The organism is Paraburkholderia sp. GAS333, from assembly GCF_050435665.1.
GTDB lineage: Bacteria > Pseudomonadota > Gammaproteobacteria > Burkholderiales > Burkholderiaceae > Paraburkholderia > Paraburkholderia fungorum_A.
This window is the reverse complement of sequence record NZ_JBNDKS010000001.1, coordinates 2,018,398-2,030,558: the sequence shown is the minus strand read 5'-3', so window position 1 is coordinate 2,030,558 and position 12,161 is coordinate 2,018,398. Positions and strand designations below refer to the sequence as shown.

Genomic DNA, 12,161 nt, shown 5'->3' with positions numbered 1-12,161 from the left:
CTTAGGGACGGAAACTTTTGTTTCTGACACGCAGTCGAGTGCGTGTCAGTCGTGCGCTTTCAGTGGAGTCGAACCTTTAACCGAACCGACGGCGTGCAGCACCGCGGGCTCTTCGAAATGCTTCGGATGCGTATGCGTGGTGAGGCGGTCGACCAGCGCCATCACGAGTGCCGACACGAGGAACGCCACGTGGATGATCACCTGCCACATGATGGTATGCGTCGAATTCTGGTCGGGGCTGATGAAGGTCTTCAGCAGATGGATCGACGAGATACTGATCAGCGCCATCGACAGTTTGACTTTGAGCACGCCCGCGTTGACGTGGTCGAGCCACTCCGGTTCGTCCGGATGACCTTCTACCCCGAGGCGCGACACGAACGTTTCATACCCGCCGATGATCACCATGATCAACAGGTTCGAGATCATGACCACGTCGATCAGGCCGAGCACGACCAGCATGATGTTGGTTTCGTCGAGCGTCATCGAGGCCGTGACCAGATGCCAGACCTCCTTGATGAACAGCACGACGTAGACCGCCTGCGCGACGATCAGGCCGAGATAGAGCGGCACCTGCAGCCAGCGGCTCATGAAAATGATGGCGGGCAGCGGGCGCATCGGGCGGCGCTGACGGGTCGGGTCGGGTCGCGAAGCGGACATAGGCAAGTGTCAGATGAAACGCAGGTGACGGAACGGGGGCGAAACGCGCGGACTCGAGGTGCGGGCCGTTGACCAGGCGCAGCACAGAAACCGGACACGCAAAACCGGGCGCCGACGACGCGGTGCATGGCCGGGAGAGGCCGGAAAAGCTCGCGTCAGGCGCGCTATTGTACAGCGTCGGCCTGGTTTGCTGCGGCGCGGCGGGCGGCGTGGCGGATCGGTGCTTGACAGATGGCGGGAGGGGTGTCGCGATGTGTCGACGGGAACCGCCGCCGATGATCACACGCCGCGCCGCGCGTTGCGGGCGAAACGCGCAGCTGGGCCTCAGCGGCCCGTCGGTCAGGATGCGACCGGCGGCACCCGCTTCGGCTTCAGACTGGCGAGCCCGATCCCCACGATCACGCAGGCAAGCGCGAAACCATGCGCTAGCGTCGGCCGTTCGCCGAGAAACGCGATGCCGTAGATCGCCGCGGCCACCGGCAGCACCGCGCTGAACACGCCCGCGAGACTGCCCGGCACGTGCCGGATGCCCTTCATCCACAGCCAGAACGAGAAGATGCTGGCCGACAGCCCGTACCACAGCACCAGCGTCCACACGCTGACCGGCACCGCGCGATAGTCGAAGTGCGTCAGCGCGCCCGCGCCGAACGGCAGCATCAGCAGCAGGCCGAACAGATGCGTGTACGCGCAGATGTCGATCGGCTCGAGGGTTTGCGTGAGACGGCGCGACAGGATGATGTAAAGCGATTCGCAGCACACCGCGCCGAGCACCATCAGATTGCCCGCGAGCGATGTCTCGCCGCCCGCGCTCTCCTGCACATGCACGAGATTGATCACCACGACGCCGACGATCGCCAGCACGATCGACGCGAGTGCGCGTCCGTTCGGACGCTCCTTGAGGATCAGCCACGACAGCAGCGCAACGACCGCGGGGATCGTGCTGGTGATGACCCCGGCCGCGACCGCGCTGGTGCGCTGTACGCCATTGAGCATCAGCAGCGTAAACCCGAAGGTGCCGAACAGCGCCTGCAGGAACAGATTGATCCACTCGTCGCGTTTGACGCGGCGCAGTTTGGCGACGCGCAGCAGTGGCCACAAAACCGCCATCGCGATCACAAAACGCAATAGCGCGAACAGCGGGACGGGGACGAATTCGACGATCGATTTGCCGATGCCGACATTGCTGCCGACCAGCAGCATCGAGGTAATGAGAAGCAGGGAGTAGCGATTCAAGCTGGAATCCAGACGGCTAGTTCAGTTAGCATTGTAAGAGGCCGTGTGAGGCAGCGTAAAGAAACGCGCCGACTGTCACCTGGCGTGGCGGCATGCGGGATGCTTGCCGTGTGTCCGTCGTAGGCTGCTTCTATCGATGAATGTGTCGGCTCGAATGCATGAATGTGCGCCGACGCGTAGCATGCGCGCGATGCATCGATTGCGTCGGCTTGCAGAGCATGACCTGCACATCACGCTCTAAGGGTTTTCGCTGGCGAGCCAATGCCGCTCGCGTAAGTGGACGGTAAGTTGCAACGCTTATGTTTGAACACGCGCGAGAAAGTGCGGCACGCATGGACTCTTGTTGCGATGCCGCATGAGCATATCGTGCAGACGAACGGCGACGCGGCGATCAGCGGCCAGCGATCACGCCCGGAGCGCGAAAATGGAAGACAGCGCGCCGCCTGTCGAATCCCGGCAGCGGCTCGAAAAACGTAGCAACACATGACGCGCGAGTCGCGCGTCGGCACAGATTGACGTTTCATCTTCACCAAGGGGTTGTCGATGTCTGCGATTGAATCGGTTCTTCAGGAACGCCGTGTTTTCCCGCCCTCCGCTGAAGCAGCGGCCGGCGCGGCGATCTCCGGCATGGACGCATACCGGGCGCTCGCCGCCGAAGCGGAGCGCGATTACGAAGGTTTCTGGGGGCGCCTCGCCCGCGAAACGCTGAGCTGGAAACAGCCCTTCACCAAGGTGCTCGACGAATCGAAAGCGCCTTTCTACACGTGGTTCGAAGACGGTCAGCTGAACGCGTCGTATAACAGCATCGATCGTCACGTCGAAGCGGGCAACGGCGAGCGTGTCGCGATCGTCTTCGAAGCCGACGACGGCACCGTCACCAACGTCACCTATCAGGATCTGCTGCAACGCGTGTCGCGTTTCGCGAACGCGTTGAAAAAGCGCGGCGTGAAGAAGGGCGACCGCGTAGTGATCTATATGCCGATGTCGATCGAAGGCATCGTCGCGATGCAGGCTTGCGCGCGCATCGGCGCGACGCATTCGGTCGTGTTCGGCGGCTTCTCGTCGAAGTCGCTCAACGAACGGCTGGTCGACGTGGGCGCGGTCGCACTCGTCACATCGGACGAACAGATGCGCGGCGGCAAAGCGCTGCCGCTGAAAAACATCGCCGACGAAGCCCTCGCGATGGGCGGCTGCGAAGCGGTCACGAGCGTGATCGTTTATCAACGCACCGGCGGCAAGGTCGCGTGGAACGAAGGCCGCGATTTGTGGATGCATGAGCTTGCCGAAGCCGAATCCGATCAGTGCGCGCCAGAGTGGGTCGGCGCGGAACATCCGCTGTTTATTCTCTACACGTCGGGTTCGACCGGCAAGCCGAAGGGCGTGCAGCACAGCACCGGCGGCTATCTGTTGTGGGCCGCGCAAACGCTGAAGTGGACCTTCGACTGGAAGCCCACCGACGTATTCTGGTGTACCGCCGACATCGGCTGGATCACCGGGCATAGCTACATCACATATGGTCCGCTGGCACTCGGCGGCACCCAGGTCGTGTTCGAAGGCGTGCCGACCTACCCGAACGCGGGGCGCTTCTGGGACATGATCGCGAAGCACAAGGTCTCGCTGTTCTACACGGCGCCCACGGCAATCCGCTCGCTGATCAAGTCCGCCGACGCCGATCCGAAAGTGCATCCGAAGAGCTACGACCTGTCGACGCTGCGCATCATCGGCACGGTCGGCGAGCCGATCAATCCGGAGGCGTGGGTCTGGTATCACGAGAACGTGGGCGGCGGCCGCTGCCCGATCGTCGATACGTGGTGGCAAACCGAAACCGGCGGTCACATGATCACGCCGCTGCCAGGCGCGACGCCGCTCGTGCCGGGTTCGTGCACGCTGCCGCTGCCGGGCATCATGGCTGCGGTTGTCGACGAAACCGGGCAGGACGTGCCGAACGGGCAGGGCGGCATTCTGGTCGTGAAACGTCCGTGGCCGTCGATGCTGCGTAACGTGTGGGGCGACCCCGACCGCTACAAGAAGAGCTACTTCCCCGAAGAACTCGGCGGCACGCTGTATCTCGCCGGCGACGGCGCGGTGCGGGACAAGGAAACCGGCTACTTCACGATCATGGGCCGGATCGACGACGTGCTGAACGTGTCGGGTCACCGGCTCGGCACGATGGAGATCGAATCGGCGCTGGTGTCGAATCCGCTCGTCGCCGAGGCAGCGGTCGTGGGCCGTCCCGACGCAACCACGGGCGAAGCGGTCTGCGCGTTCGTCGTGCTGAAGCGCGCGCGTCCGGAAGGCGAAGAAGCGGTGAAGCTCGCCAACGAACTGCGCAACTGGGTCGGCAAGGAGATCGGGCCGATTGCGAAACCGAAGGACATCCGCTTCGGCGAGAATCTGCCGAAGACGCGCTCGGGCAAGATCATGCGTCGCCTGTTGCGCTCGCTGGCGAAGGGCGAGGCGATCACGCAGGACGTGTCCACGCTGGAGAATCCGGCAATTCTCGATCAGCTCGGCGAGTCGTTGTGACGGTTGGTTTTGTCGGGTACCAGGTCGAAGCGTGTCGAGTCACACGTTTGCGACCTGACCGGTCTTGACGACCGTAGGGGTTCGACTCGCGTTCGTCGCACCATCATGATCCCGCCTCAAGCGGATCGTTGAGTCAGCCTCCCAAAGCCACCGCGCGGTCAATCCCGATTGCCTGCGCAGTGGCTTTTTGATACATAGGCGCATGACCGCGCCGCAGCACTCCTCTCACGCCACGCTGAACCCCGCGCCCGAACCGCCTCCGGTCTCGGCGGCGATGGCGCGCGCGCATCGAACCTACTGGCGTTTCAATCTCGTGCTGATCACGACGCTGATGGCGCTCGGCTTCGTCGTCTCGTTCGTATTGCCGTTGATGGCGCCCGCGTTGTCGCAGTTGCGGATCGGCGGCTTCAGGTTGCCGTTCTACTTTGGTGCGCAGGGCGCGATCCTTATCTACCTGGCGTTGATCGTCGTGTATATCGTGCTGATGCAGTTCGCCGACCGTCGTCTGCAACGTGCATTCGATGCCGATATCAACGAACGCAGGCAAGCCAACGCGAGCCTGCCGTTGAACGAACCCGATCGCGGACGCTGAGCCACTCGATGAAACTGACGCATCGACTCATCCGTTCCTACGCGCTTTATACGCTCGGCTTCCTGCTTTTCATCTACGTGATGTGGCGCATCGAGCGCACCACGGGTCCGGGCGTGTGGATCGGCTACGTGTTCCTGTTCGTGCCGATCGCCGTGTATGCGGTGATCGGCGTGCTGTCGCGGACCTCCGATCTGGTCGAATACTACGTCGCGGGGCGGCGCGTGCCGTCCGCGTTCAACGGCATGGCGACGGCCGCCGACTGGTTATCGGCGGCGTCGTTCATCGGTCTCGCCGGCTCGATCTATGCCACCGGATACGACGGTCTCGCGTATCTGATGGGCTGGACCGGCGGCTATTGCCTCGTCGCGTTTTTGCTCGCGCCGTACGTGCGCAAGCTCGCGCGCTACACGATTCCCGATTTCCTCGGCACGCGCTTTTCGAGCAACGCGGTACGCGGACTCGCGGCGCTCGCCGCGATTCTTTGCTCGTTCGTTTATCTGGTCGCGCAGATTCAGGGCGTCGGCCTGATCGCCACGCGCTTTATCGGCGTGGATTTCGCGGTCGGCATTTTCTGCGGACTTGCGGGCATTCTGGTGTGCTCGTTTCTCGGCGGCATGCGTGCGGTGACATGGACCCAGGTTGCGCAGTACATCATCCTGATCGCCGCGATCCTGATACCTGTATCGATGATTGCGCATAAGGACGGCCTCGGCTGGGTGCCGCAATTCAGCTACGGCCGTTTGATGGAGCGCATCGAAGGCCTCGAGAAACAGGTGCGCGACGCGCCGCTCGAACAGACCGTGCGCGACGATTACCGACGCCGCGCGACGCTGATGCAGATGCGGCTCGACACGTTGCCGCAATCATTCGTCGACGAAAAGCAGCGTCTCACGCGGGAGGTGGCCGATTTACGCCGCCATAACGGTCCGTTGCGCGACATCAAGGAACGTGAGAGGGCGCTCGAACAGTTTCCACGCGATGCCGCCGCCGCGCAGATCGTGTGGACGCAACGCCGCGATGAAATGCTGATGCGCGCGGCCGCGCCGGTGCCGATGCACGAACCGTTTCCCGCTACCGGCGACGAAGACCGGCGCACCCATGAGCGCAATTTTCTGTCGCTGCTGCTGTGTCTGTCGCTGGGGACGGCGAGCTTGCCGCACATCCTGACGCGCTATAACACGACGACGTCGGTGGCCTCCGCGCGACGCTCGGTCGGCTGGACGCTGTTTTTCGTCGCGCTGTTTTATCTGACCGTGCCCGTGCTCGCGGTGCTGATCAAGTATGAAATTCTGACGAGTCTGGTCGGCCATCATTTTTCGGATCTGCCGCAGTGGCTCACGCAATGGCGCAAGGTCGAGCCGAGCCTGATCAGCCTCGCGGATATCAACGGCGACGGCATTGTGCGCTGGAGCGAGATTCAGATGCAGCCCGATATGGTCGTGCTCGCCGCGCCAGAAATCGCGGGGCTGCCGTATGTGATGTCGGGCTTGATCGCGGCGGGCGCGCTGGCCGCAGCGCTTTCCACGGCCGATGGCTTACTGCTCACCATCGCCAATGCTTTATCGCACGACGTGTATTACCACATGGTCGATCCGGGCGCGTCGAGTCAGCGGCGCGTGACGATCTCGAAGATTCTGCTGCTGGGGGTCGCATTGTTCGCGTCGTATGTGGCGTCGTTGAATACGGGGAACATTCTGTTTCTGGTGGGGGCGGCGTTTTCGCTGGCGGCGTCGAGTCTGTTTCCGGTGCTGGTGCTCGGCGTGTTCTGGAAGCGCACGACGCGGCTTGGGGCGGTCGCCGGCATGGTGGCGGGGCTGGTGGTGTGCATCTATTACATCGTGTCGACATACCCGTTCTTCACGCAGCTGACGGGTTTCGCCGGCGGACGATGGTTCGGCATAGAGCCGATCAGTTCCGGCGTATTCGGCGTGCCGGCGGGGTTTCTGGTGGCGATCGGGGTGAGCCTGATCGACCGGAAACCGGATGCTTATACGATCGCGCTGGTCGACTATATCCGGCATCCTTGAACGGGTTTGCACAGGGGTGTGGCATAAGGCGCGAAGTTTGCTATAATTCGGCTCCCCGCCGGAGAGATGGATGAGCGGTTTAAGTCGCACGCCTGGAAAGCGTGTATAGGTTAATAACCTATCCGGGGTTCGAATCCCCGTCTCTCCGCCAAACCCCCTTTTGAGCATCAAGGCTCATCCCCCGCAAAGCCTTATTTCACAAGGCTTTTAGCGCATTAAAGCTGTCAGCCGAGTCCGACCGAATCCGAAGGCGTACAATGCAGATTGTGGGCTGAATTGGTGGCCGTTGTGGGCCGTCCCATAGCCCGTTCTGTGGGGTGCGGAAATGGGGAAGCTGACGGAATACAAGTGTGCGCACGCGAAGCCCGGACGGCACGCGGACGGCGGCAATCTATATCTTCAAGTACGCGGGCGCGAGGCGCGCGCCTGGCTCTATCGTTACCGCGACGCGTTTGGCGCTGACCGCTCACTTGGTCTTGGCGGGTATCCGGTCGTCAATCTGGAAGAAGCGCGAGCTAAGGCGCTGGAACTGACTCGCCAACGCTCGCAGGGCATTGACCCGCTGGATAGTCGCCGCGCGCAGGAAGTGGCCGAAGCGGCGATGGGCGGCAGAAAACACACATTCCGCACGGTTGCCGAAGCCTTTATCCGTATGAAGTCGCCGGAATGGTCGAACGACAAACACGCGCAGCAATGGACGAACACGCTGGCGACCTACGCGTTCCCGAAGCTTGGTGACCTTCCAATTGAATCCATCGACTCGCAACATGTGCTGTCGGTCTTGCAACCAGTCTGGACAACCAAGCTCGAAACCGCGCGCCGCTTGCAACAGCGCGTTGCGCTTGTCATGGGCTACGCGATTGCAAGCCGTCTGCGCGAAGGCCCAAACCCCGGCACATGGAAGGGCAATCTTGAATTCGCGCTGACTTCGCACAAAAAGATGAAGGCGAAGAATCCTGATGTAGTGAAGCATCATGAGGCGTGGCCGTGGGCGGAAATGGGCGCATTCGTTGCCGAACTGCATACGCGGGTCGCGCAGTCTGCAAGGGCGCTCGAATTTACGATTTACACCTGCGCGCGCACAAATAACATCATCGAAGCTGAATGGTCTGAAATCGACCTTGACGCAGCGGTATGGACGATTCCCGCCGCGAAGATGAAGGCACGTAAGGAACATCGCGTGCCGCTTTCCCGCCAGGCGCTCACCGTGCTGAAGGGGCAGCGCGGCGTTGACGAACGCTATGTGTTCGCGACGGCGAAGTGCAAGCCGCTTTCAAATATGGCGATGCTGACCTTGCTGGAACGAATGGGGCATGTCGGGCTGACCGTTCACGGCTTCCGCTCTAGCTTCCGAGATTGGGTTAGCGAAAGCACGGACATCGACCCAATAAGTGCTGACCCTGTTGCCGCTGAAGTTGCGCTGGCGCACGTTCAGGGAGACGCGACCGAACGCGCCTACCAGCGGGGCGACATGTTCGCGAAGCGCGTGAAGCAAATGCAGACGTGGGGCGACTATTGTGCGACGCCGCCGAAGGTCGCCAAGCTTCGCCGGAAGGTGGCGGCATGAAGACGAATCGCGGAAAGTCGGCCCTTGACGCGCTTAAAATCGACACGACCGCCGACCTGATACGCAAAGCCAGTCAGGAAGAACAGGACATTGTTTTTTCCGACCCGGAGGCGATAGGGCTTGCCCGTCTTGTGTTCGTGGAGGACGTGCGCGAAGCGCTTGAAACGTTGCTGACAAAGGCGAGCGTGAAGCACTACCCCGAAGGCCGAGTCATGCTGGAAAAGGCCATTACGAACCTCCCGGCATGGCTGACGCAAGCGAGCGCGGGGCACGTTGCGAGTGCGCTTGGCTCGCTCGCCACAAGTAACGCGCAACGCGAACGCGCGAGCGGCGCACACAAGAAAGACGAAAAAGCGGCCGCTCGCAAACTCTATGACGCGATGCCCGGTTCACGTCCACTATCGAAGGCCGCCCGCGCGCAACTGAAGAATGACATCTTCGAAGCGACGGGCGTCGCGTGGTCAACCATCGACCGATGGCTTGCCGAATTCGAAACTGCCTGAAGACCCGATAGCCCGGCTTTGGACCCGATAGCCGGGCTTTGCGTTGATTGGTTGCGCGTTGCGTCGTGAAATGTGCCTCACTGTCAACACTGTCAGCGAGGCGCAAAATGAGCACATCAAATACGAACGAATCCGTTAGCGTAGCGAAGAAACGTGGTCGCCCGCGCAAGACGGTCGCCCCTTTGCAACCGCCGACACTTCCCCGTCTGCTGAACCGTGAGAATGTTGGCGTGGCGCTTAATAGCTCCCGTCAGAAGACTTACGACTTGGAGAGGAGTGACCCCGACTTTCCCGCGCCTCTCTATGTCGGCAGCGTGCCCCTATGGCTTGAACATGAAATCGCCGCCTATGTGCAGCGCAAGGCGGACGCGCGCCCGCGCGTTGTCCGCGAGCGTGCCGCCGAAGTTGAAGAGTAAGGGGGTGTTATGAGCTTTCCTTCGTTAAAGTGGGCATTGCGGTGCGATGACGACCCGCTTGCGCCGCCGCTGAGTGCGGAGAAGTGGAGGTGCGTCGTGGAACTCGCGTGGAAAGCGGGTGCCGATAACCGGCTTCCAAAAATGACGCCCGCCGCCCTGGCGAAGTGGGCGCATATTGCCGAAGACGTGGCCGCGCGATTCATTCGTGAACTGCGCGCCGAAGGACCGTTGCGCGATACCGGCGAGCGCATCGGCAGAACCGGGCGCATCGCCGTCTACGATTTCGTGCCCGAATGGGCAACCAATGCCCGCACCATCGCGCTCGCCCGCGATGCAGACAAAAAGTCGCGCCGTCGTCGCATTAATCACGATGCAAACACACCAATTAAACCAGCTAATCACGACGCAAACACACTGATTACCGATGGAGGTAATGACGACTTCGCAACGGATGCAAACACACTGATTACAACCCCCTCTATATATGGGGTAAACAAAACCAAACAGACAACCCCAAACAAAACAAGTAATGGGGGTGCGCACGACGTGATTACAAACGGAGTCGATGGCGACGCGCAGCAACGTCGCGTTTTGCAACGCGCCGCGACCGAACCCTGTCATCACACATTGCCGCGCGAAACTTTGCGGTCATGTTCGGCACAGTCCGAACGTGACGCCAGCGCGGCGAGCGCGTGCGGCACTGGTGAACCGATGCCGTCAGAAACATCAAATCCGCGCGAATCGGATTGGCCGCGCGAAATGGCGAAGATTGCGAAGCTACTCAGCGACGCGGACAGGGCCGATGCAAGGTGCGTTGCATTTGCCTGCCGACTGGTCGGACAGAACCCCGCTGGCTTGCCGGGGGCGTCGTATGACCGGGGCGTTATCGCGCAGCGTCTACCGTACCTTGCCCGAATCGGCGTGACCGATGACGAATTCGAACACGCGGTAACACGGGCGAGACAACGTTTCGAGCATCCGACATGGACCGGTCTGACGAAGTACCTGTGCGACGAAGTAGCCGCGCGAGTGCCGGACGCACGCGAAGCCGAACGTAAAGGCGACAAGGCTTTTTTTGACCGGCCCGCTGCGTTGACGACCGATGCGGCGGGCACCCATGCCGACGCCGCAACCGTCGCCGCCGATGCCATCAGGCGCGCGCAGCGCACCGCCGCCATCACGCGCGGCACGAAGGCGACGGCAACACAGAAGACCTGACGGACGGCCCACATGACCGACCTTGACGACCTCGAAGCCCGCATTGACGCGACCGAAGTGACGCTTCGTGATTGGTGCGAACGCAACGGTCGGCGTGTCCTGCCGACCAATGGCGGCGAAGTGTCCGAGTCGACGGCAGCGGTACTGTTGCGCTATGCCGGACCGTCAGCACTTCGGATGCAGGCCAACGCGGGCAAGCCGTGCGTGAAGTACAGCCTTTTCGGCGTGCGCCGCATGTATCGCTTGCGTGACATCGCCGCTTATCTCGCTCGCGACCCGGACGAAATTTGACGCGTTTCGCGCAAAACGCGCAAAACGCGTTGGCGCTCGACGGCATCGAAGCCGAATCTTTGCCCTAAGCCCTGCAACCCCGCCGGGTGCGCCCTCAAAGGGAAACAGCATGGCAACCCGCTTTGGTTTCGTTCAGGTCGCGCGAGCGTTGGCAGTCTCGAAAGGCGACCTTTCTAGCGCTCGCGTCTATCTCGCCGCACGGCACGGGCCGCACAGTGAACCCGCCGAATTCATCGCCCGCGCTATCGCGGACACGACCGTTATCAACAACCCGCAAGGGCTGTCGCTGGCGGGACTCGGTGCTGATTTTATCGGGCTGGTTTCGAAGCGCTCAATCATCGGTGCGATTGCCGCCGCGACGGGTTTTCATCGCGTGCTGCCGAACACCGCGACGCTTTCGCAAACGGTCGGTGCGGCGGCAGCATGGGTCGGCGAAGCCCAGGTCATTCCGGTCGGTGAAGCGGGCTTTGCACTTGAGCGCATGGGACCGTTGAAGCTCGCCGTACTGCTGCCGGTCAGTGACGAAATGATGCACGCGACCGGCGAAGCCGCCGACGCGATTTTCAATCGCGACCTTGCGAACGCCTGTGCCGACAAGGCAAGTGCAACGTTCGCTTCAGCGGACCCTGGCATTGAAGACGTGAAGCCGCCCGGCGTGTTTTACGGCATCGACCCGACCCCTTCGACCGGCGACGCGGAAGGCGACCTTGGCGCGCTGCTCGACGGCTTCGGCGGCGACCTGTCCCGTTCGTGCTTCGTCATGGAACCGGCGACGGCGGCGATGCTCGCCCTTGGCGGCGTGTCCGATACGCTCGGCGCGCAAGGCGGTTTTCTCGCTGGCATTGCCGCCGCGACATCGGAAACCGTGCCCGCTGGCGTGGTCGGCCTTGTCGATAGCTCGCGCGTCGCAATGCTCGACCTTGGCGTTGGGCTTGACGTGGCGAAACAGGCGCTTGTCGAAATCGATGACGGAAGCGGCGAAACGAAGCTGGTTTCGTTGTGGCAAAACAATTTGCAGGGCATTCGCGCGGTCGAATATCTGAATTGGAAGGTGCTTGACCCTTCGGCGGTTCGTTGGGTTTCTGGCTTCGCCGCGCCCGCGACGAAGAAGACCACCGCGAACTGAGGGGC

General features: G+C 62.0%; 11 protein-coding genes, 1 tRNA gene and 1 pseudogene. 11 read left to right on the top strand and 2 right to left on the bottom strand.

The features are described 5' to 3' along the window. Positions 1–45: 45 nt before the first annotated feature. Positions 46–657, bottom strand: coding sequence for a TIGR00645 family protein (locus tag ABH945_RS09025; RefSeq protein ID WP_074763590.1), 612 nt, complete (start codon positions 655–657; stop codon positions 46–48). Positions 658–996: 339 nt separating this feature from the next. Further along, a complete protein-coding gene (locus tag ABH945_RS09020) occupies positions 997–1,890 on the bottom strand; it encodes a DMT family transporter (RefSeq protein WP_074763591.1) in 894 nt (297 codons plus the stop codon). 543 nt (positions 1,891–2,433) lie between these two features. Between ABH945_RS09020 and acs the strand changes: the two genes are divergently transcribed. From acs to ABH945_RS08965, 11 genes and pseudogenes are all read left to right on the top strand, one after another. Next, positions 2,434–4,416, top strand: a complete 1,983-nt coding sequence (gene acs / locus ABH945_RS09015) for an acetate--CoA ligase (RefSeq protein WP_429250333.1) — start codon at positions 2,434–2,436, stop codon at positions 4,414–4,416. Positions 4,417–4,618: 202 nt separating this feature from the next. Next, the gene (locus tag ABH945_RS09010; RefSeq protein WP_074763593.1) at positions 4,619–5,008 is read left to right on the top strand and encodes a DUF4212 domain-containing protein; all 390 of its coding nucleotides are present in this window, start codon (positions 4,619–4,621) and stop codon (positions 5,006–5,008) included. Between the two features lie 8 nt (positions 5,009–5,016). Continuing rightward, positions 5,017–7,035: a sodium:solute symporter family protein gene (locus tag ABH945_RS09005; RefSeq protein ID WP_074763594.1), complete on the top strand. Its 2,019-nt coding sequence runs from the start codon at positions 5,017–5,019 to the stop codon at positions 7,033–7,035. 60 nt (positions 7,036–7,095) lie between these two features. Beyond that, positions 7,096–7,186, top strand: a tRNA-Ser gene (locus ABH945_RS09000). Between the two features lie 174 nt (positions 7,187–7,360). After that, positions 7,361–7,606: pseudogene (locus ABH945_RS08995) on the top strand (Arm DNA-binding domain-containing protein); the annotation flags it as partial. Between the two features lie 15 nt (positions 7,607–7,621). Then, positions 7,622–8,602 carry a tyrosine-type recombinase/integrase gene (locus tag ABH945_RS08990; RefSeq protein WP_429250387.1) on the top strand — a complete coding sequence of 327 codons (981 nt, stop codon included), beginning with the start codon at positions 7,622–7,624 and terminating at the stop codon, positions 8,600–8,602. Continuing rightward, positions 8,599–9,105, top strand: coding sequence for a hypothetical protein (locus ABH945_RS08985; RefSeq protein WP_429250332.1), 507 nt, complete (start codon positions 8,599–8,601; stop codon positions 9,103–9,105). Before ABH945_RS08990 ends, ABH945_RS08985 begins: the two co-directional genes overlap by 4 nt. A 107-nt stretch (positions 9,106–9,212) precedes the next feature. After that, entirely contained in the window at positions 9,213–9,521 is a 309-nt protein-coding gene (locus ABH945_RS08980; RefSeq protein WP_429250331.1) for a hypothetical protein, read from the top strand. Between the two features lie 96 nt (positions 9,522–9,617). Continuing rightward, on the top strand, positions 9,618–10,739 hold the full coding sequence (locus ABH945_RS08975; RefSeq protein ID WP_429250330.1) for a hypothetical protein: 1,122 nt from the start codon (positions 9,618–9,620) through the stop codon (positions 10,737–10,739). Between the two features lie 12 nt (positions 10,740–10,751). Then, complete coding sequence (locus tag ABH945_RS08970; protein ID WP_429250329.1) at positions 10,752–11,030, top strand: hypothetical protein; 279 nt, start codon at positions 10,752–10,754, stop codon at positions 11,028–11,030. A 109-nt stretch (positions 11,031–11,139) separates the two neighbouring features. Continuing rightward, a complete protein-coding gene (locus ABH945_RS08965) occupies positions 11,140–12,156 on the top strand; it encodes a phage major capsid protein (RefSeq protein WP_429250328.1) in 1,017 nt (338 codons plus the stop codon). The last annotated feature ends 5 nt before the right edge of the window (positions 12,157–12,161 follow it).